The organism is uncultured Sunxiuqinia sp. (assembly GCF_947495665.1).
Classification (GTDB): domain Bacteria; phylum Bacteroidota; class Bacteroidia; order Bacteroidales; family Prolixibacteraceae; genus Sunxiuqinia; species Sunxiuqinia rutila.
Genome location: NZ_CANLZV010000001.1, coordinates 1 through 20700, shown reverse-complemented (window position 1 = coordinate 20700; position 20700 = coordinate 1). Strand labels below are relative to the sequence as shown.

The window sequence follows — 20700 nt, the reverse complement described above, 5'->3', positions numbered from 1 at the left end:
ATAGCAACAAGCAGGCAAAAGTAAAAAATATGTAATTCGGAAATAGTTTTGTCATACCGACAGGTTTTCTCTAACAGGTTAAAACGCTTTGTGGTTCAAAGGATAATCCGTAAATCTGTTAAAAAATAAATGCATTAACTCTTAGTCGTTATGAAAACTCAATCAGCACAATTTTTCATCGATCGTGAAGCACGATTTGGAGCACACAACTACCATCCGCTACCGGCTGTTCTGGAGCGTGGCGAAGGCATTTACGTATGGGATGTGGAAGGCAACCGATACATGGACTTTCTGGCTGCCTACTCGGCCGTTAACCAGGGACACTGCCATCCTAAAATTGTAGCAGCCCTGTGCCAGCAAGCCGAAACCCTCGCCCTCACCTCGCGTGCTTTCTACAACAATGTGTTGGGCGAATGGGAAGAATACATGTGCAAGCTGCTTGGTTACGACAAAATGCTACCGATGAACTCCGGAGCCGAAGCCGACGAAACCGCGCTGAAACTGGTGCGCAAATGGGCTTACAAGGTCAAGGGCATTCCGCGTAATGAAGCCAAAATTGTGGTTTGCAACGGCAATTTCCACGGACGCACCATCACCATCGTTTCCATGTCATCCGACCCGGATGCCTACAACGACTACGGTCCTTACACTCCGGGCTTTGTTAACATCCCCTACAACGACCTGCAGGCCCTGGAGCAAGCTTTGCAAGATCCCAATGTGGCCGGCTTTTTAGTGGAACCCATTCAGGCCGAAGCCGGGGTTTATGTTCCTCAGGATGGTTTCCTGAAGAATGCCTCCGAGCTGTGTAAAAAGTACCAGGTTCTTTTTGTGGCCGACGAGGTGCAAACCGGCCTGGCCCGCACCGGCAAAATGCTGGCCTGCGACCACGAAAATGTGCGCCCCGACATTTTAATTCTGGGCAAAGCCATTTCCGGAGGCATGTTTCCGGTGTCGTGTGTGCTGGCCGATGATGAAATTATGCTGACCATTAAACCCGGCGAACATGGGTCGACCTACGGCGGCAACCCCATTGCAGGCAAGGTAGCCATGGCGGCTTTGGATGTTATTCAGGAAGAAAAGCTGGCGGAGAATGCCACCCAAATGGGCGAGATTTTTCGCGAGTCCATGCGTGCTATTCCTTCTGAAATGATTGAAACCGTGCGCGGAAAAGGCTTATTAAATGCCATTGCCATTAAGCCCCTCAAAGGCAAAACCGCCTGGGATGTGTGCCTGGCCATGAAAGAAAACGGGATTTTGGCCAAGCCCACCCACGAGCACATCATCCGCTTTACACCGCCGTTAATTATTAATGAAGCGCAGATGACGGAAGCCATTGAGCGGATCAAAAAAACATTTGACGAGTTTGGTTTTTAGTGTACAACATGTATTCATGTTGAAGGGGAAGCTGGGTGCTTCCCTTTTTTTTATAAAAAAAATGAGCCAACCTTTTTTAAAGGCTGGCTCCGGGTTTAATGTTATTTACATCAAAACGACTTAGCGCTTTGCTTTCTTTTCTCTCTTCTCGGCTTTCTTTTCTTTAGCTGTTTTGAGAGGTTCTTTCTTCTCGCTTTTCTTAGCATCGTGTGATTTTGCCATAATTTTTCCTTTTAAAAGGTTCATATTGAAATAAACGAACAAGTGGATTACCCATTTATTCCGGAAGTAAAATTACACTTTAAATCAATCTGAAAGATCAATCCAACTATTTTTATGATGCTAAAAAAACAAACGCTCAACGCAATTGTTTTCCAGCGAATTACCTCCAATCCCTAAAAACATACCTCAACACCGCCGGAATGCATGATCTAAGCCATCCCCTCACTCTCCAACCGTGTGGATTTGACCTTCATCGCCCTGAATACGCCCTCCCGCTTCCCGAAAAATCAGGCCCATACCCTGCGCAGCTGCTCCAGTTTTACGGATTCTCCGCCCATGCCATGGGCACGATTTCCGGCTTTGCGGATTGTCCGCCCATGCCATGGGCAAGGTTTCCGTAACTGCGGATTGGTTGCCCACGCCATGGGGAAGCTTTCCGTAACTGCGGATTCCTTCCACAGGCCATGTCTGCTCGCATGGGGTACCGGGAGCCTTTGCCATGAGCTTCAGTCTTCATTTTATTTTTCGGGGACCAGCTGCAAAATCATCAGCCTCCTCGAAAAATATGTTGATGAACATAGTTTTGGTATTGACTTTCGTTTTTCAATCCTCTAATTTGCATAAGAATTGCAAGTAGTTAATTTAAAACTCTCCGACAATGACTAAAATTATTCCCTTCACCCCACATAATCTGCGCAACAATGAGCACTTTCAATTTATGACCGAAGTGGATCAGCTGGTCACCGTTGTTCCTACCGAATTACTCCCTCTGAATAACGTGTATCCCCGGTTTAAAGAGGCCCTGACCCTAGAAGATGAGGCTTTGCGGGTGGAGCAAGGCAGTCTGAAAACCGAAACGCTTGGCGAGAGCGATGTCCGGCGCGACCAGATTTGGAGTGCGCTGCGTGGACGAGTGGAATCGACCCTGCTAAGCCCGGTTGCCGAAGAATCGGAAAGTGCCAAGGTGCTGATGCGGGTGATCGATTTGTATGGCAACGTTCGGCAAATGGCCTATAAAGAAGAAACTTCGGCCCTTACCAACCTGGTGAGCGATTTGCTGTTACCGGTCAACGAGGAACACCTGAACCGCCTGGGCATTCAGGCATGGGTGACGGCATTAAAAAATGAAAATGACCAGTTTCAGGCCATTACCCAGGAACGGGTGAGTGAGCTTGCCGGTCGTAAGGAGGGCGATGTGCGGGGCATCCGCCTAACCGTTGATCCGATTTACCAGGAACTGGTGGATACCTTGAATGCCGCCATCATTTTGAATGTGGCCACGCCCGAAGCCCAAAACCTGGTAAAAGAACTCAATGTGGTTATAAAAGCATACAAAACCCTACTGGCTACCCGCAGTGGCCGTAAGGATGCCAAAGAAAAAATGAAAGAGGTTTAAATAAATTGATGTTTGGGAAGAGACAATCTGTTTAGGAGAATTATTGAGTTTAGTTGATTTTCTTTTTGTTTTACCTGCAGGATTTTACCTTCTGCAGGTTTTTTTTCGGCCCCACACCGCAGGGACATTGCCAAAAAAACAGGGCCTTGTTTCTTTTGTGTTGAAACAAGGCCCTGCCCGTGCTAAAAAAAAGAAGCACTTATTCTTCGGTCAGCAACAAGCTTGGAATACCTTCCAGCCCATCCACCGCAATTTCGTAATTGTGTTTGTAATTCAGAATGTACAAGCCCCGGTTCATAAAACCGCCATAGCGACTCACCCGGTCAAAATAGAATTCCGCCTGGTTCAAGGCCACATGATGATAAGGCAGGCAATCGGTAAAGTTTTCGCCATACTGAAACAAGGCCGACATAAAATAATAAGCCACATCGTAGCCCTGGAAGCTGAACTGGTTGGGTTCGGCTGCAAAATTACGCCGGAAACTTTCAACAAACCGGTTCGTCAGCGGAGCCTGGTAGTTGATATAATACGGGCTCAGCAAATGCAGGTTGGTATGGTGAAAATATTCGGGTTGAATACTGTTGTAACGCTGAAAGTTGGACAAGCCAACCAGGGTCACCGGATAATCTTCGGCCAGCGAATTGATGTTGGACACCGCCACACTCACCTGCGCCTCTGTGGCCGATGGAATGATAAAGACATTCTCACGCGTTTTGCTCAAAATACGGCGCAAGCCCCAATAGCCTTCCCGACTGAAATTGTATTCCTGAAAACGTACATCGCGGTCGCCCTCTAAAAAAGCCGACGCAAAAAATTTCTCCCGGCACAGGTCAACCAGCGTGGCTTCGGGCAAATGCTTATACTCCCCCATTTCCAGCACGATCAGGTTCTTGTTGAAATATTCTTCTCCGATATAATCCGCCGTTTCCCGCACCAGGTAATCCTTGGTGGGGTTAATTTTGAAATACCACGGGTTGCGGGTTTCAAAATCGCCTGCCGATGACAGCGGCGACACCATGGGGATTTGGTTTTGAAGGGCAAAATCAGCAACCGGTCCCTGCAACTCCGGGAAAACCGGCCCAATGATTAGATCCACTTCCTGAAACACGTCCAGGCGAATCAGCGAATCCACCACCGCCTGTTTCTGATTGGTGTCAAACACGTGCAACTGCACATTCATCCCGGCCCGCTGCAAGCTATCAACCGCCAGCAAAACGCCTTCGTAAAAATGAACGAAGTTTTCTGAACGGGGATAAATAATCTTTTCATTGCGGATTTTAAACGTATCCGCCGGCAGCTCTTCCGGGCTGGCAAACTGACTCATAAAATCGGCATCCTGCAGCATTTGCTCTTTGGTCATGCGTACCCGGTTTACCGTATCATTGGCCTCCAGGTACAGGGGCAAAAGCAAAGCCACATCGTATTTTTTAAACCGTGCCTGGTCGCTCGCCTCACAAGCTAAAGGACGCTCCTGAGCAACAACCTGCACTGAGTAGTCCAAAGGCTGTAGCCTTGCCGGAACTTCTTCCCGCGGCATTTCTTCCGGCTCCTCCTCCTCAAGCGCCTCCTCGGCAACCATTGGCTGAGGCGCCGCTTCCACTTCATTCGGAATCAAAATGGTTTCGCCGGCCATTAAGCCGCGGTAGCCCAACACCGGATTGCTCTTTTTAATGGAAGTAATCTTGACCTGGTATTGATTGGATATGCTGTAAAGCGTTTCGCCACGGGCAACCACGTGCTTGGTGAAGGCCTCCTCGTTAACCGGTGCCACCTGAATATCGGGCACCTCTTCGGTGACCGGAATCTTAATGCGTAAGCCAGCCTGCAAACCATGCTCCAATGCCGGGTTGTATTTTTCCAGCACATCGCGGGTCACATGGTATTCACGCTCCAGCCCCCAAAAGGTTTCTCCCGATTCCACCAAATGAATAAAGAATTCCTCGCCCGCCGGAACATCGGTCACCGCTTCGAACGCTTTTTCCGGAATGGTGAGCTCCATGCCAATACGCAGGCTTTCCTTCACCTTCGGGTTAGCCTTAATCAGATCAGCAATCGAACAGTTGTATTTTTTGGCAATCGAATAAAGTGTCTCATCACCCACCACCCGATGCTTGGTTACTGGTGCGGTAACTTCCTGCTCCGCTCTGGCACGTCTTGCTTCCCGGTTTTCGCGAATTCGTTTCAAATCATTCGCATCCGGAATAAGCAAGGTTTGTCCTCTTTTCAAGCCCTTTTCTTCCAACTGCGGATTGTACTTCACAATGTCGGCCACCTCCAGGTTGAAGCTTTTGGCAATAAAGTGCAAGGCATCTTTCCGCTTCACCCGGTAAGAATGAAACGAAGGCAGCTCGTCCAACTGGGGCTGCTCTTCCGTTTTTGGGGCAACCGTTTCGGTGCTTTCAGCCACCGGTATGCGCAATTCCTGACCGGTTTTCAGGCCAAAAATCAAACTCGGATTCGCATTGAGCAAATCCTTGCGATCCACCGAATAAGCTTTGCTAAGCGAAAAGATCGTTTCTCCCTTTTCAACCACATGAATCAGGAAGGTTTGACCATCTTCCTGAATTCGTCGTTCTTGTGCGTAAAGCTGAAATCCTAGGAAAAATACTAGAAGGGTAATTATAATGCGATTCTTCATTGTTGTAAATTCGATTTAGCATGGTCAAACTTAATGACCCATTTTTGCAATTTCACAAAAATAAGATTTCTCGATTGATCTTCACCCCAAGAACGTGTTAAAAAGCATTTAATTGTACGTTCGCACCGCCTTGCTAGAAACTCTTCTGACTAAAATATTTCATAAACTGAGCACGCTCATACAGGGTGGCATCGGCTTCGCCAACGGCCAGTTTCCCTTTAAAATCGGCAACTGAAGAATAGCCTTTTTCATCCATCCAGGCCGCAATTTGCTGGTTCATTTCCGTCACCACAGCCGCTCCGTTGGTATACAATACCGAAGCAATCTGAACAGCATTCGCACCTGCCAGCAAAAACTTGATGGCTGTTTCGGCCGAATGAACACCGGTTGTTGCCGCCAAAGGACAAGCCGTTTTGGAGGCCATAATTCCGGTCCAGCGCAAAGGCATTAAGTAATCGCTCGGGTTGCTGAGGACATCGGCACCAACCACTTCTTCCTGGTTAATATCAATGTCAGGCGAATAAAAACGATTGAATAAGCTGATTCCGCTGACGCCTGTTTCAGACAATCGCTGAATCATTCCGGCCAGGTTGGAGAAATAATGGCTGATTTTAATCGACACCGGAATAGACACTGTTTTCAATACTTCAGCAATTGTTTTGAAATAAAACTGCTCACTGGTTTCATTGGTCTTCGCCACATCCGAAGGCAAGGCAAACAGGTTCAGCTCCAGGGCATCCGCTCCGGCCTCTTCCAGCTTCTTGCTAAAAACAACCCAATCAACCGCGCTAACACAGTTTACGCTAGCCACAATGGGCACATCAACCGCCTGCTTGGCTTGACGAATCAGGCTAGTATAATCTTTCAGATTTTCATCTCTGATGATATAATCAAAATAATCCATGTACTCCGGATCGGGTTCCAAAGCTTTGCGCTTGGACAACTCCTCCTGAAGCTGGGCATCAATCTCCTCTTCAAACAACGATTTAAGGACAATCGCTCCCACACCGGCTTGAGCCAGTTTTTTGATTTGTTCCAGATCTCCAGTCATGCTGCTGCTGGCAGCAATCACCGGGCTTTTTAATTCTAATCCGAAGAATTGGCTTGTTAAATTGGCCATATGCTTGTTTTTTCTTGATTCATATTTGGGGTTTCTGACTTTTAGCAAGCAAAAACCGACCTTATTATTTACCTGCTCCAGTTAATTGCCGGAAGCTTCTGTTGCCTGCTCCTTCAATTTTCCCTGAAGGTAGTTATTCATACCGGCAGCCGCTTTACGTCCGTCGCCCATGGCCAGAATCACTGTGGCACCTCCACGTACAATATCGCCACCGGCAAACAGTTCCGGAATAGAGCTTTGCATGGTTTCCGGGTCAACCTCAATGGTTCCCCAACGGCTCACCTTCAGTTCAGGCAACTCAGATGGCACCAGCGGGTTCGGCGAAACGCCAATAGCAACCACAACCACATCCACCGGGATGTCATATTCTGATCCTTCAACCACCACCGGACGACGACGTCCTGAGGCATCGGGCTCACCCAGCTCCATTTTCTGAACACGCATGCGGTTTACCCGTCCGTTTTCATCGGCAAAATATTCAACCGGATTGGTCAGGTTCAAAAACTCAATACCTTCTTCTTCGGCATGCAAAACTTCTTCAACCCGGGCCGGCATTTCTTCCCGCGAACGACGATAAATGATCATGGCTCGCTCGGCACCTAAACGCTTGGCAGTACGCACCGAGTCCATGGCCGTATTTCCACCTCCTACTACAGCAATATTCTTACCGCGAAGGACTGGCGTGTCAAATTCTTTTTCGGCTGCATGCATCAAATTCACACGCGTCAGGTATTCGTTGGAAGACAAAATTCCATTGTAGTTTTCTCCCGGGATATTCATAAAGCGAGGCAAGCCTGCTCCACTGGCCACGAAAAACGCCTGATAACCTTCTTCTTTCAAATCATCAAAAGAAGCCGTACGTCCAACGATGAAATTCCGTTCAAATTTCACACCCATGTTTTCAAGGCTTTCCAGTTCCACATCCACCACGCGGTTGGGCAAACGGAATTCGGGGATACCGTACTTCAATACGCCACCAATTTCGTGCAGCGCTTCAAAAACAGTTACATCATATCCCAATTTGGCCATGTCGCCGGCAAAAGACAGGGAAGCTGGTCCAGAGCCAATCGCAGCCACTTTGATGTTGTTTTTAGCTGCCGTTTCAGGCACAGAAACCGCACCACTGTTTTGCTCATAATCAGCCGCAAAACGCTCAAGATAACCAATGGCTACCGGTTCTTTTTTCAGTTTAAGCGTGTAAAAACACTGGGCTTCACATTGTTTTTCCTGTGGACAAACACGTCCGCACACCGCCGGAAGGGCCGAAGTTTCCTTAAGCGTTTTAGCTGCTTCAAGCACTTCGCCACGCTCAATGTTCTTAATAAACTTTGGAATGTTAATGCTAACCGGGCAACCTTCAATACAGGTTGGGTTTACACAGTCCATACAGCGTGAGGCCTCAGCACGGGCACTGGCTTCGTCCAGCCCGAGGTTCACTTCACGATCCTGGTATTTAATTCGTTCCAACGGATCAAGCCCGGGCATCACTACCCGCTCGCGCATGGTCCGTTCTTTATTTTTAAGTTGTGAACGGAGCTCTACACGCCATTCTGTATCGCGTTCTATTTTTAAGTATTCTTTCATTTCAATTTCCGTTTAATGCAATTCCAACAAAGACTCACCCAGCAACTGGATGGTCGTGCAATCATCCATTGGCCTGCTCCCAGGCTTCTTTTTCTTCGGCCATATAGCCGCCCAGGCGCTGAATCAGCTCATCAAAATCAATTTTGTGGGCGTCAAACTCAGGTCCGTCAATGCAGGTAAATTTGGTTTCACCTCCGACATTGGCTCGGCAGGCGCCACACATACCTGTTCCATCCACCATCACCGCATTCAGACTGGCTTGTGTTGGAATATTATATTTTTTGGTGAGTAAGGCAGTGAATTTCATCATCACAGCTGGTCCAATGGCCACACACTCATCAATCTGCTCGCGATTAATGACTTCTTCGGCACCAGTCGTTACCAACCCTTTATTTCCGTATGATCCATCATCGGTCATAATAATTACCTCATCGGACCATTGACGAATTTCATCTTCCAGAATTATCAAATCTTTGGAGCGGGCTGCCAATACGGTTACAACACGGTTACCTGCTTTTTTAAACCCTTCCACAATCGGCAGCAAAGGCGCAATACCAACCCCACCGCCACAAGCCAGAATGGTTCCGGCCTGGTGAATGTGTGTTGCTTTTCCCAGCGGCCCCACCAAGTCCAGGATGCTGTCTCCCGGATTCATTTCACACAAACGGGTAGAACTTACGCCTACTTTTTGAACTACCAGGGTAATCGTGCCTGCATTCTTATCTGCCTGAGCAATCGTCAGCGGAATTCGTTCTCCTTGCTCATCAATCCGCAAAATGATAAAGTGTCCCGGCTTTCGTGCACGGGCAATCCGCGGAGCATGAACAACCAATTTCACAACCTTTTCCGAAAACGACTCTTTTTCAACTATTTGATACATCGTTAAATCACTATTTTTATTTTTAAGCCTAATTTGGCAGGTCAAAAATAGTAATGTCTTCGTAAAATCAGGGGGCACCCTGGCCATTTCATGCTAATTTATATTCATTCTTACAATGACTAACAAACGGATTGGGCGTTTAAATTAATCTTATTGCAAAATCTGCCCATAAAGCAAAAGGGCTGCCCAAAATTCATGTATATTTGAGGTTCGTTTTTTTCAAAAACAGGCTGTTTCTTTTTAATCCGCTTTTATTAGATGGCACAAGAATTAATCATTGGACTCACCGAACACCGGACATTTGGCTACTTATACCAGGCTTTTTTAATCGAAAAAAAAGTCTCCTTCTACAGCATCATCAAATTGGTAAAACCGCATGACCTGAATGACCTGACACTGAGCAGCCAGGAGCAGGAACTGGTGCGGCTAACCGACCGGTACAGTGATGAGAATCTGGTTAAAAAATTCTCGAAGAAGAAAGAATCCTCTAAGTTTTTTCAACAGATGGATCAGGGGCTTTTTCAGGAACACATCAGCCCTTATATTGACCGATACATGCGGCAAATTTCACTTTTGTTAATGGAACAAAATACACGGCTGTTTTTCAAACAAGCTAAATATGCCAATTTGTATGAAGAAGATCAGATCAAGGTGCCCGAACAGTATTCGAGGGCGACCTTTTGTTTTGAGCGGACAGCCGAAGGTACCCGCTATTCGCTTGAAATAAAGCACAACAACAAGCCACTGAACATTCTTCATAAAAACCTGACCATCGTAACCAGCCAGCCCTGCAGCTTTGTTTTGCAAAACCAACTTTACCTTTTTCAACACATAAGTGCCAAAAAGCTGGTTCCTTTCATGGAAAAGGACATTGTCTTCATCCCCAAAGCCGTAGAAGAAAAATACTTCCAAACCTTTGTGCTGAACATGATTAAAACCTACCCGGTACGCGCTTCGGGTTTTACCATCGAGGAGTGTTCCGGCAACAAAAAAGCCCTGTTATCGCTGGAGCCCAACCTTCAATTGGAAGCGGTGTTTCTGCCCAAATTCAACTACGGCGACACGGAATACCTGGCCAACAGCAAATCATCGGTGTCTGTCACCCTCGAAAAAGAACAGGATAACTACACCTTCAAAAAATACATGCGTGATCATCAGTGGGAAGGTCAGTTGCTACATCTGCTTCAGGAGTTGGGGCTTCAGGAAAAGGATGGCATTTATTTTCCCAAAGGGGCTGACCTGCTTGATGGCACCGACCGCCTGTTCGAACTCCTCAAGTGGCTGAACAAACACAAAGAGACGCTCCTGGAGGCTGGATTCGAATTACAACAAAACCAATACGAGAAGCGCTACTCAACCGAAAGCCAGGATCTGCAAGTCGAAATAAAAACCAAAGAAGATTGGTTTGATATTTATGCCAAGGTTCGTTTTGGCGACTACGAAATTCCCTTCATTAAGCTGAAGCGAAATATCTTGAACGGCATTCGCGAGTTTGAACTTCCCAATGGCGAGGTCGCAATCTTACCCAAGGAATGGTTCGCCGAATATGAAGACCTGCTTCCATTTGTGAAACAGGAAGGGCACGCCATGCAGCTGCAAAAGCACCACTACCAGTTGCTCAAGAAAAGGGTGAAAGGGATTGATAAAGGCTTTTTTCAACGCCTGGACAAAATCAGCGAGTCAGCTTCCGAGCCGGTGGCGGTTCCGGCCAACATTCAGGCCAAACTTCGCACCTACCAGGAAGAAGGCTTTTCGTGGATGTACCGCCTGTACGAGCACCAGTTTGGCGGATGCCTGGCCGACGACATGGGTCTGGGAAAGACGCTTCAGACGCTGACTTTGTTACTCAAGCTTAAGCGCATGAAGCGACAAATCATTGTTCCAGAACAAACAGAATCGGACAAGCAATTGGCTATTTTCAACAACGAACAGCCCCCTAAAGAAGAAACGCAGGCCGCCTCCCTGATTGTGATGCCCACTTCGCTGGTTCACAACTGGGAAAATGAGATTAAAAAGTTTACACCTTCTTTAAAGGTATATAAACATGTAGGTATTCAACGCAAAAAAACACTCAACCTGAAAGGTCTGATTTCGTACTACGATATTATACTGACCACTTACGGAACGGTTCGCAACGATCACGAGCTACTAAAAGAACATGAGTTTTTCTACCTGATTCTGGACGAAAGTCAGAACATTAAAAACTCAGGTTCGAAAACCTACCAAACCATCACGAAGCTAAAAGCCAAACACCGGCTGGTGCTTACCGGAACTCCCATTGAAAATTCGCTTTCAGATTTATGGTCGCAAATCAACTTTCTGAACAAGGGGTTGCTGGGCAATCAGGCTTATTTCAAACGTGAATTCATTACGCCCATCGAGAAGAAAAACGATCCGGACAAACAGGCCAAACTTCAAACCCTTATTCGCCCCTTTGTTTTGCGACGCAAAAAAGAGGATGTGGCCCGCGATCTTCCGCCCCTGACCGAGCAAATACGTTACTGCGGGATGTCGAAAGAACAACAACGTTTTTACGACAAGGAAAAGTCAATTATCCGCAACAACATTTTGCAGAACATTGAACAGGAAGGCATCCAAAAGTCGGCCATTGTTATTCTTCAGGGACTCACCAAACTCCGGCAATTAGCCAATCATCCATCCATGCTGAATGATGACGAGCAAGCTGAATCGGGTAAATTCGATGAGATTTTCCGCAGCTTATCCAACCTGATGGCTGAAAAACACAAGGTGCTAATTTTCTCTTCTTTCGTGAAACATTTGGATCTTTTAAAAGAAAAAATTGAAGCTCAAAAATGGAAATACTCCTTGCTAACCGGCCAAACCAGCAAGCGGGAGGAAGTCATTAAAAGCTTTCAGGAAGATCCCGAAAACCGGATTTTTCTGATTTCGCTAAAAGCAGGCGGAGTTGGATTAAACCTCACCTCGGCCGACTATGTTTTCATCATTGATCCGTGGTGGAACCCGGCCGCCGAAAACCAGGCCATCAACCGGGCTCACCGCATTGGGCAAGACAAAAAAGTCTTCGTTTACCGCTTCATCACCGAAGGCTCCATCGAAGAAAAAATACAACTTTTAAAAGAACGAAAATCGTCTTTGGCCGAGAAGTTTATCAATTCCAATAACCCATTCCAGGCCATTACTCAAAAAGAGATCATGAACCTTTTGAGCTAATTTTTCAGGATCCGTGTAACAAAATTAAGCCTGAGCGAACTCATGATCAACAAAACAAAAAAGCCATAGTTTTGCCATTTCAACGACTAAAATCCAATCAATAATGAAAATAGTACAATACACCCTTTTATTTTTTCTGATTTCAACACTGAGTTTTGCTCAGAAAAAGTCATTAACCCTGGAAGATGCCGTAATTGGCCGATCAAGTTACTTACGCCCCGAATCTCCGAGGTCGCTGCAATGGCAGGACAGCAAACACTATGTCCTGGTTGAAAACGACACGCTGTTTCAGTATTCGGTGCCCAAAAACCAAAAAGAAGTGTTACTTACACTGAGCGACCTGACAAAAGCAGAATCCAATCAGGAAGAATGGTCTTTCTCCAGCTTTCCTTCTTTTTCGTTTGTGAACTCCAATACCATTCGCTTCTGGAAGTCGCGCCAGATGATTCTTTTCAATCTCGCTGACAAGAGAATTGATCAGAAACTGTCGCTTCCCGAAACGGCTCAAAACATTGATTTTTGCGACGCCAGCCTCAGCCTGGCCTATACAAAAGGGCAAAACCTGTATATAAAAAATGCTCAAGGCGAGAAACAAATTACGTTTGACACGGCCGAAGGAGTTCTGAATGGACATTACGTTCATCGTCGGGAGTTTGGCATTAGTAAAGGTATTTTCTTTTCGTCCACCGGAACCAAAATTGCTTTTTACCGAAAAGACGAAAGCATGGTAAAGGATTATCCGCTGGTTGATTACATGGCCCGCCAAGCCGAACACAAGCCTGTAAAATACCCCATGGCCGGCATGACCAGCCACCAGGTAACCGTGGGCATCTATGATATGACAACCGGAAAAACTCATTTTTTGAACACCGGACAACCTGATGACCACTACCTGACCAACATCAGCTGGGGGCCGCAGGATGAATTCATTTACCTGGCCGAGCTCAACCGCGAACAAAACCACATGCAGCTAAACCAATACGCGGTGGCAAGTGGCGAAAAGCTTAAAACATTATTTGAAGAAACAAGTACTACCTACGTTGAACCTCAGCACCCGATTGTCTTTTCTGAAAAAAATCCGGAGCAGTTTTACTACTGGTCACGCAAAGACGGCTGGTTTCACCTTTACCTGTACGACACCACTGGGAAACAAATCAAGCAGATTACTCATGGCAACTGGGAGGTAACTGATTTTTATGGCGCCGACAACCAGTTTGTTTATATTCAAGCCACCAAGGAAAATCCGACGGAGCGTCATTTATACCGCGTGAAAATTTCCAATGGAGTCATGACCCGCTTGGATGAAGCAGCAGGAACACACCGCGGCAGCTTTTCTCCCGATAAAAACTACCTCATTGACAACTGGAGCGCGAATGCAGTTCCGGGGAAGGCAGACCTGCTTGCCACCAATGGACGATTTGTGAGCAACATTCATACGGCCGAAGATCTGGCTGCGGACTACGCCTTTGGTAAAAATGAAATTTTCACCATCAAAGCAGCCGATGACTCAACAGACTTGTACTGCCGAATGATTTTGCCCCCCAACTTCGACTCGTCTAAAAAATATCCTGCCATAATTTATGTCTACGGTGGCCCACACGCCCAATTGGTAAACAACACCTGGCACAATGCCGTAAGCTGGTGGCAATATTATATGGCATCCAATGGCTACATTCTGTTTACGGTGGATAGCCGGGGATCTGCCAATCGTGGTGAAGCCTTTGAAAATGTTATCCACCGCAAGTTGGGGCTGACAGAAACCGAAGACCAGATGGAAGGAGCCAACTACCTAATGAACCTTCCCTATGTTGATGCCGACCGAATCGGAGTACATGGATGGAGTTACGGCGGTTTTATGACCTTAAACCTGATGCTGCGCCATCCCGAAACATTTAAGGTTGGTGTATCCGGTGGTCCGGTTGTCGACTGGAGCATGTACGAAGTTATGTATGGCGAACGCTACATGGACACTCCCCAGGAAAATCCGGAAGGTTACCAGGAAACCAATATGGTGAACCATGTTGAAAACCTGCAAGGCAAATTATTGCTGATTCATGGTGCACAAGACGAAACGGTGGTGATGCAGCACAGCATGAAGTTTTTACGTGAATGTGTGAAACAAAACAAACCAGTTGACTTCTTCCCCTACCCGATACATGAGCATAATGTATACGGCAAAGACCGCCTTCACCTGATGAATAAAATAAGCCAGTATTTTTTCGACTACTTATAATACAATCGATCCATGAAGACTATCGTGTCATAGCCTTCATGGATCGACCACTTTTGAAAGACCAGTTTCGAATAAGCTAAATCATCCCTTCCAAACATTCTAAAAAACTATTCAAAGCGAAGCATGTCTGGTTTTCGGGGTTGAAAATTATAAAACTGGCTCTTGGTCCGTTCATTAAGTTCAAAGCCAAACGTTCCAATATCTGCCGGGTGATTAGGAAACCAGGACAAACGCAGCTGCAACGTCTGAAAAACAAGGTTTTCATTTCGAATGCGCACACCAGCCCCAACACCGGCATAATAATCCTGGGTAAAAATTAAGTGCTTGTTTGATCCGATAATTCCGAGATCAACAAAACTGAAGAACGCAAAATTAAAGTCAAGCACGTGCCTGGGCGGAAAAACCACAGACTCAAAGCAGAGAAGCAAACGTTGCTTTCCAAGAGGTAATCGGCTTCCAAAGCCCCGAATCCCGTCTTCACCTCTTAATGACAACTCTTCAAGCTCAAAACGCCGAATACCTAAAAGGTAATTCAGCTTGATAAACTGCCGGAACCCTTTATTCCCGAAGGCATAAAGCCTGGAAATATAGCTTCCGTCAACTTCAATCTGGCCCTGCTCAAACCTGTGCGATCGAAAAAAGCCACCAATTCCGGCTGAGGCATGCAAATAGGATGGCTTGTATTTGATGAAATTTCCCGAAGAAAAATACAAATGCGAATACCAACGATTGTTGAACTCATTGTCATCGAAGCCCAACACCCACTCATGCAGGTATCCTTTGGGAATATCCTCCGTAATTCCATAGCTGTAAATTAAGTGGTCGCGAAAATAGCGCCTCTTGGACAAGCTCAGGCTTGCCAGGTAGAATTTTGAATCGGCAAAATATTGATTATTCATCGGGTCAGGCTCCGGACGTTTAAAAAAATCGTAAAAACGCGCCCGCCCGGAAAAAACAAGCTGCTTATTTCTATTTAACTCGCCTTCAAATAACTGAAAAGCATAACCGGCCCACACATCGTAATACCGATAATCCAGCTCATCAAAGTTCACGATAATCGGGCCGTCATCAATCAGCCGGTCAGCCCGATTCCAGCGCGCAGCCGTAAAACCGCCTCCCCACTTGGTTGTCGATCGCAGAAACTCTTTATCAAAAACGAAGGACAATCCTTTCCGGCGGTATGTATCTGCATACCCTAGCGAGATATTCATAAAATTACCGCCGATATTATTAATAGTATAAAATCCCTCGAAACCAATATATGGTTGCTCCTCCACATGACCGACGACCTTAGCTGACAACTGATGACCGATTCCCCAAATATTCTGATTATACATTTCAAGACTGGCAGCGCGCAGTCCGTCCAAATAGCCGCCCACACCAAATGAGAAGACATCTTTGGTCAACACTGTCACATGAACGTGATCCTGAATTAAAGAATCCTGGTCAACCAAAATTCGAACATCTTTAATAAAGGGCAACCTCCGGATAATCCGTTCGTTGTCCAACAAATAATCCACATTCAGCGTATCGCCCGGATGTACCAGAATGTTTTTCCGAATAATCCGCTCATTGGTCTGCGTATGCAGTTTATTGGCTGTTTGTCCTAGCCAGCTGTGACTCACCCTTGCTGTATCCGAGAAAGATGGGCCAATAATATCCAACTGCTTAATTTTCACAGAGGCGATGGTTTTTCCCTCCAAAGCCCCCATACGTAAAAGTTCTTGTTCTATTTGTTGTTGATCTTTCGTCTTCCCATCGGTAATTAAATTATCATACATCAGCCGGGTAAACCGATGACGATAGGCTTTATGCTTCAAACTGTCATAAAACTGCTCCGAAGTGCTTGCTTTCAAAACAGAATCCTGCTTTTGCTCCTGTGCATATCCCCCAGCCACAAACAACCAGAGCCCACCAAATAATATCCATTTAAGCTGCCAATTCACAAAAACCTTTTTTTAGAATCATGTTCCTAGTTATTACCAAACGATAAAATTGGGTTCGAATTATCTTTAATGCTCAACAGAGCAGTAATAAATCCCCAGTCTTTTATCTTCCATTAAAATACATTAAAAAATGACACATCAGTAAACCCCGAAATATATTTAGATAAAAAACATGCATCAAAATTCAATACCGGAAGGCACGACAAGGCTCTTTTGTTATTAACTTTGCCCTTGCATGTCAAAGATTAAGAAACTATACAAAGAAAACATTTACGGTATAATTGGAACATTATGCTTCCACATTTTACTGGTAAGCAGCTTTTTACTAGCCGAGGTAAACTTAAAAGGCGAAGTGAAGGAAGAACCCATCATTCTTGATTTTACCGACATGGAAGAACTGGAAGAGCCAGTAGTTGAAGAGTTGGCGGAAGAAAAAGAAGATGAAAACACGCCTGCTAATGAAACTGAGCAGACGCAAGCGTCCTCCAGAAGCAACCAAGCCGTGAATGATGCGCCAATGAAAGATCCGTTTTTTGATGAAGAGTACCAGAAAGAAATTGCAGAGGCACAGAAACTCGTAGCCGATGTAAATAAACAACTTGCCAAGGAAGTCAAGCAACTGGAAGAATTTGCGATGCCTGAAGAAACAACTGAAGGTATGGACCCGGACTCCATTAAAAATACCATTTACTCCGGCGAAAGCAACATTCACTATTTTCTTGAGAACCGTTACCACCTGCGTCTGCCAATTCCGGTTTATCTGGCACAGGGAGGAGGACTTGTCGTGGTTGATATTGTTGTTAATCCACGAGGCAAAGTCATTCAAGCCGAAGTAAGGAAAAATGCAAACCTCAAAGACCCCATGCTGGAGGTTTACGCCAAGCAAGCTGCAGAACGAACTGTTTTTAACACAGATAAGTCGGCTCCCGCCCAACAAAAAGGCACCATTTCTTACACCTTTGTGGCTCAATAATCGGAATTTTGTAAGATAAAACAATTTTTTAACATCAATTAACAGATTTTTAACTCGAGTTAATGTTTTAAAGCATATCTTTGTAGTACGTTTTTTTTCATAAGTTTAGGTTTAGTTAGGTTAGTTAGTTTAGTGAGAAAAGGTAGGCCAGAGGGTCTACCTTTTTGTTTTTATCCCCTTTTGAAATTTCCACTCCTCCAATTCAAAGTCACTTTCTGCAATTAAATCTCCGGAGTTTCTCGACGACACAAAATCGACCTCATCCAACAAGGCTATCCCGAATTATCCTCATTAAAAATAAAACGACAAATCCGCCATATTATCACATTCGTTCAATTCAACCAAGGCCCTTCAAGACCACACAAATTATTTTAAACCCTCAGCATTTTGAGTCAACTAATTTTGTACTTTTATTCTTAGTCTCAACTAAAACAATTAGCCAAACGCCAATATATGAAGCAGAGAACGCCCATGTACCTATTTGCATTTTCAACATTTTATAAGCATATTTAACACGAAATCGGAAGTTTTCAGAACACATTAACTATGCTATAATACACCTTCAGAAAACCCGAGAGAATGAGAAAACGAGCTGGAAAGACATTATAAAGAATTAAATAGAGAAAATGATTAATTATACGAATGAAGAACTTCTTCACGGAATTCTTAGGAACGACAATTTAATTCTCCAGTACATCTATAAGAATTTCTTTTATAAGATTAATTTCTTTATAAAAAAGAATAGCGGGGATGATGAAGATTCCAATGACATCTTCCAGGAAGCGATTATTATCATCTATCGAAAATTGAAAGCCAACGATCTCGTCCTTGATTGCTCATTCGAAACCTATATCTACTCTGTTTGCCGTTTTTTGTGGTTAAAACAACTTGAAAAACGTAAAAACGAGCGTGAAAAGATTCAAGACAACCACGAATTCAACGAAGACATTTACGACAGTGGCTTTGAAGAAACAGCTGAAATGAATGAAAAATACAAGCTGTATCAAAAGCATTTCAAAAATCTCGGCAAAGACTGTCAAAAAATACTCCAGCTCTTTTTTGATAAAGTACCATTAAAACAAATTGCACAGGTCATGGGCTACCAAAGCGAGAAATACGCCAAGAAAAGGAAGTACAAGTGTAAAGAGTATTTGGTGAAAAGCATCAAACAGGATATTGAGTACAAAAAGATACTGGAAGACAATGCTTAATTGCTTTGGCTAACCTTCAATTACAGATTAAGGTCAGTTTTTCTTCACATGCAATGAGCTGAAAAGCAAATCCACAAAGGCATCCAAGCGAAAAAAACTCAAAACAAGGGTTACCTTTTGGGCAATTCCGGAATAAAGAAGTGAAAATGATAAAATACACGATCCGGTAATTTCCCACGAAATGCTGGTGGCTTCTGATTCCAACGTAATTCTACAAGAACATTGAATTGCAAGATTTCGGCACGTCTCAACGGCAGGACACTCCTGTTCAAATGATCGTCTCGATAATCCAATCTTACAATTTTGCTCAGCAACCAATTTTACGGACCATGTGTGAATTGAGATCAACGGATTTCAAAGAACGAGTAATTATTAGACCAATTCCGGAAATAGCTAAAAGCTAACACTGAACAAAAATCCGGATGCAGTTCTTACAAAAAGAGAAGGATATTAGAATAACTAATTTTGGGAAAGATGATACGCAATAATAAATTCGAACAAATTGAGAAGTACCTTAGCGGGGAGTTGACCGGCGACGCGCTTAGCGAATTCAATGCTGAACTGGCCTACAATACAGAGCTGGCCGAAGAAGTCAGGATACAGGAAGAAATCCAACAGGCCGTGCAGGAAACAGACATCATGAACCTGCGTGAGAACCTGAAAAACATTATCAACCAGGAGCAAAAGGCAGACAAACAGGCACGCTCCAACCCGGAAGAACAAGCCTTCAGCTTTGAGCTTTCCGAAGAACTATCATCTTTCAAAGAATTCAGTCAACCGGTCAACCTTAACGATTTTATGCATCTGAGCCAGAGCCTGCCCAAAATTCACCTGGCCCAGCACAACATTGCAGCCAAAGAAAATATCCATCACTTTTACAAAGAACAACAGGAACAACATTCCGCCCCAGACCAGGAATTTACATTAAGTCCAGCTGATGAAGCCATTTTTGAAGACGTTCAGGCGGCTTTACAGGAAAAAGACATCCAGGATTTAAGAGCAAACCTGAAGCAAATTGCGGCCAACATCCCGGCGCATCAGCGCACACCCCAGGAAATTGAGCAATACAACAACAATGAGCTCGACGAGATGCAACTCATTGACTTCGAACAGGAACTCCTGCTCTGCAGCGACCTGGAAAAGGACATCGAACTGTATAAAGAAATTGACCAGGCGACAGCCGAAACCGACATCATGGATCTGCGGGCAAGTCTTCAGTCCATCCAACAAACTGAGGTCTCGACCACTCAGAAAATGGAGGAAATCGATCAGTACATCAACCTGGAACTGACCGATGAGAAACTGGCCGCATTTGAAGCCGAGCTTGCAGAAAACCCCGATCTGGAAGCTGAAATCAGGCTGATCAATGACATTGACGCAGCCATTCAGGAAAACGAAATCATGGACCTGCGAGCCAAGCTAGGAACCATCAGCAAGGAAATTAACCGCCAAGAGAAGCAAAAACGTTCGTTCGCCGCCCGATTCAGCACTTCACGAATAGCCGTAGCGACCGTAGCAGCGTCACTAATCCTGATTTTCAGCATTGCCGGGCTGGTTAGCAAAAACAGCCCATCGAGCAACGCCGAACTTTACAGCCAGTTTTACAGCCCCTATGAAACAAGCGGTATTTTCCGGTCGGGTGATGCGCTGATAGACACCAAGCTTACCAAGGCACTGCATCAGTTCAACGAAAGCAAATACCAGGAAGCAATTAACCTGTTCAGCGAAGTACTGGAAATAGACCCCAACAACCCCGTTAGTAACTTTTACTCCGGGATGGCCTACCAGGAAACCAAAAGAACAGACCAGGCACTCACGTCCTATCACAGCGTAATAAAAGACCGGGACAACCTATTTATTGAGCAGGCCCAGTGGTACATCGGACTGTGTTACCTGCAGAATGAAAACAGGAAAAAAGCCTACCGGCAGTT

13 protein-coding genes are annotated in these 20700 nt (G+C 45.2%); 7 read left to right on the top strand and 6 right to left on the bottom strand.

Annotated features, from left to right (window positions below):
* Positions 1-150 precede the first annotated feature (150 nt).
* On the top strand, positions 151-1374 hold the full coding sequence (gene rocD / locus Q1A18_RS00065) for an ornithine--oxo-acid transaminase (protein ID WP_299576062.1): 1224 nt from the start codon (positions 151-153) through the stop codon (positions 1372-1374).
* A gap of 444 nt (positions 1375-1818) precedes the next feature.
* On the opposite strand, the gene Q1A18_RS00060 is transcribed toward rocD, so the two are convergent.
* Positions 1819-2097 carry a hypothetical protein gene (locus Q1A18_RS00060; protein ID WP_299576060.1) on the bottom strand — a complete coding sequence of 93 codons (279 nt, stop codon included), beginning with the start codon at positions 2095-2097 and terminating at the stop codon, positions 1819-1821.
* A gap of 157 nt (positions 2098-2254) precedes the next feature.
* Here Q1A18_RS00060 and Q1A18_RS00055 point away from each other — a divergent pair, with 157 nt between their 5' ends.
* A complete protein-coding gene (locus tag Q1A18_RS00055; RefSeq protein WP_299576057.1) occupies positions 2255-2992 on the top strand; it encodes a DUF6261 family protein in 738 nt (245 codons plus the stop codon).
* Positions 2993-3191: 199 nt separating this feature from the next.
* Here the strand turns inward: Q1A18_RS00055 and Q1A18_RS00050 are convergent, their stop codons facing one another.
* From Q1A18_RS00050 to Q1A18_RS00035, 4 genes are all read right to left on the bottom strand, one after another.
* A complete protein-coding gene (locus tag Q1A18_RS00050) occupies positions 3192-5630 on the bottom strand; it encodes a LysM peptidoglycan-binding domain-containing protein (protein WP_299576055.1) in 2439 nt (812 codons plus the stop codon).
* Positions 5631-5763: 133 nt separating this feature from the next.
* Positions 5764-6750, bottom strand: coding sequence for a dihydroorotate dehydrogenase-like protein (locus Q1A18_RS00045; RefSeq protein ID WP_299576053.1), 987 nt, complete (start codon positions 6748-6750; stop codon positions 5764-5766).
* Positions 6751-6831: 81 nt separating this feature from the next.
* On the bottom strand, positions 6832-8334 hold the full coding sequence (gene gltA, locus Q1A18_RS00040; protein WP_299576050.1) for an NADPH-dependent glutamate synthase: 1503 nt from the start codon (positions 8332-8334) through the stop codon (positions 6832-6834).
* Between the two features lie 61 nt (positions 8335-8395).
* Positions 8396-9214 carry a sulfide/dihydroorotate dehydrogenase-like FAD/NAD-binding protein gene (locus Q1A18_RS00035; protein ID WP_299576048.1) on the bottom strand — a complete coding sequence of 273 codons (819 nt, stop codon included), beginning with the start codon at positions 9212-9214 and terminating at the stop codon, positions 8396-8398.
* A 258-nt stretch (positions 9215-9472) separates the two neighbouring features.
* Here Q1A18_RS00035 and Q1A18_RS00030 point away from each other — a divergent pair, with 258 nt between their 5' ends.
* Both Q1A18_RS00030 and Q1A18_RS00025 read left to right on the top strand, forming a co-directional pair.
* The gene (locus Q1A18_RS00030; RefSeq protein ID WP_299576047.1) at positions 9473-12406 is read left to right on the top strand and encodes a DEAD/DEAH box helicase; all 2934 of its coding nucleotides are present in this window, start codon (positions 9473-9475) and stop codon (positions 12404-12406) included.
* A 103-nt stretch (positions 12407-12509) separates the two neighbouring features.
* The gene (locus tag Q1A18_RS00025) at positions 12510-14639 is read left to right on the top strand and encodes a DPP IV N-terminal domain-containing protein (protein WP_299576045.1); all 2130 of its coding nucleotides are present in this window, start codon (positions 12510-12512) and stop codon (positions 14637-14639) included.
* A gap of 107 nt (positions 14640-14746) precedes the next feature.
* Here the strand turns inward: Q1A18_RS00025 and Q1A18_RS00020 are convergent, their stop codons facing one another.
* The gene (locus tag Q1A18_RS00020) at positions 14747-16585 is read right to left on the bottom strand and encodes a hypothetical protein (protein ID WP_299576043.1); all 1839 of its coding nucleotides are present in this window, start codon (positions 16583-16585) and stop codon (positions 14747-14749) included.
* Positions 16586-16820: 235 nt separating this feature from the next.
* On the opposite strand from Q1A18_RS00020, the gene Q1A18_RS00015 reads away from it, so the two are divergent.
* The 3 genes from Q1A18_RS00015 to Q1A18_RS00005 form a co-directional block, all read left to right on the top strand.
* The gene (locus Q1A18_RS00015) at positions 16821-17558 is read left to right on the top strand and encodes a hypothetical protein (protein WP_299576041.1); all 738 of its coding nucleotides are present in this window, start codon (positions 16821-16823) and stop codon (positions 17556-17558) included.
* Between the two features lie 626 nt (positions 17559-18184).
* Positions 18185-18769 (top strand): sigma-70 family RNA polymerase sigma factor, encoded by a 585-nt coding sequence (locus Q1A18_RS00010; protein ID WP_299576039.1) that lies wholly within the window; start codon positions 18185-18187, stop codon positions 18767-18769.
* A 474-nt stretch (positions 18770-19243) separates the two neighbouring features.
* The coding region (locus tag Q1A18_RS00005) for a tetratricopeptide repeat protein (protein WP_299576036.1) at positions 19244-20700 on the top strand (1457 nt) is incomplete at its 3' end.

What these genes read in the sequence shown, in the direction of transcription:
- Q1A18_RS00055 (WP_299576057.1), top strand. Translation starts at nt 2,255, where the DNA reads ATGACTAAAATTATTCCCTTCACCCCACATAATCTGCGCAACAATGAG.
- gltA (WP_299576050.1), bottom strand. Translation starts at nt 8,334, where the DNA reads ATGAAAGAATACTTAAAAATAGAACGCGATACAGAATGGCGTGTAGAG.
- rocD (WP_299576062.1), top strand. Translation starts at nt 151, where the DNA reads ATGAAAACTCAATCAGCACAATTTTTCATCGATCGTGAAGCACGATTT.
- Q1A18_RS00060 (WP_299576060.1), bottom strand. Translation starts at nt 2,097, where the DNA reads ATGGCAAAGGCTCCCGGTACCCCATGCGAGCAGACATGGCCTGTGGAA.
- Q1A18_RS00010 (WP_299576039.1), top strand. Translation starts at nt 18,185, where the DNA reads ATGATTAATTATACGAATGAAGAACTTCTTCACGGAATTCTTAGGAAC.
- Q1A18_RS00035 (WP_299576048.1), bottom strand. Translation starts at nt 9,214, where the DNA reads ATGTATCAAATAGTTGAAAAAGAGTCGTTTTCGGAAAAGGTTGTGAAA.
- Q1A18_RS00030 (WP_299576047.1), top strand. Translation starts at nt 9,473, where the DNA reads ATGGCACAAGAATTAATCATTGGACTCACCGAACACCGGACATTTGGC.
- Q1A18_RS00045 (WP_299576053.1), bottom strand. Translation starts at nt 6,750, where the DNA reads ATGGCCAATTTAACAAGCCAATTCTTCGGATTAGAATTAAAAAGCCCG.
- Q1A18_RS00015 (WP_299576041.1), top strand. Translation starts at nt 16,821, where the DNA reads ATGTCAAAGATTAAGAAACTATACAAAGAAAACATTTACGGTATAATT.
- Q1A18_RS00025 (WP_299576045.1), top strand. Translation starts at nt 12,510, where the DNA reads ATGAAAATAGTACAATACACCCTTTTATTTTTTCTGATTTCAACACTG.
- Q1A18_RS00050 (WP_299576055.1), bottom strand. Translation starts at nt 5,630, where the DNA reads ATGAAGAATCGCATTATAATTACCCTTCTAGTATTTTTCCTAGGATTT.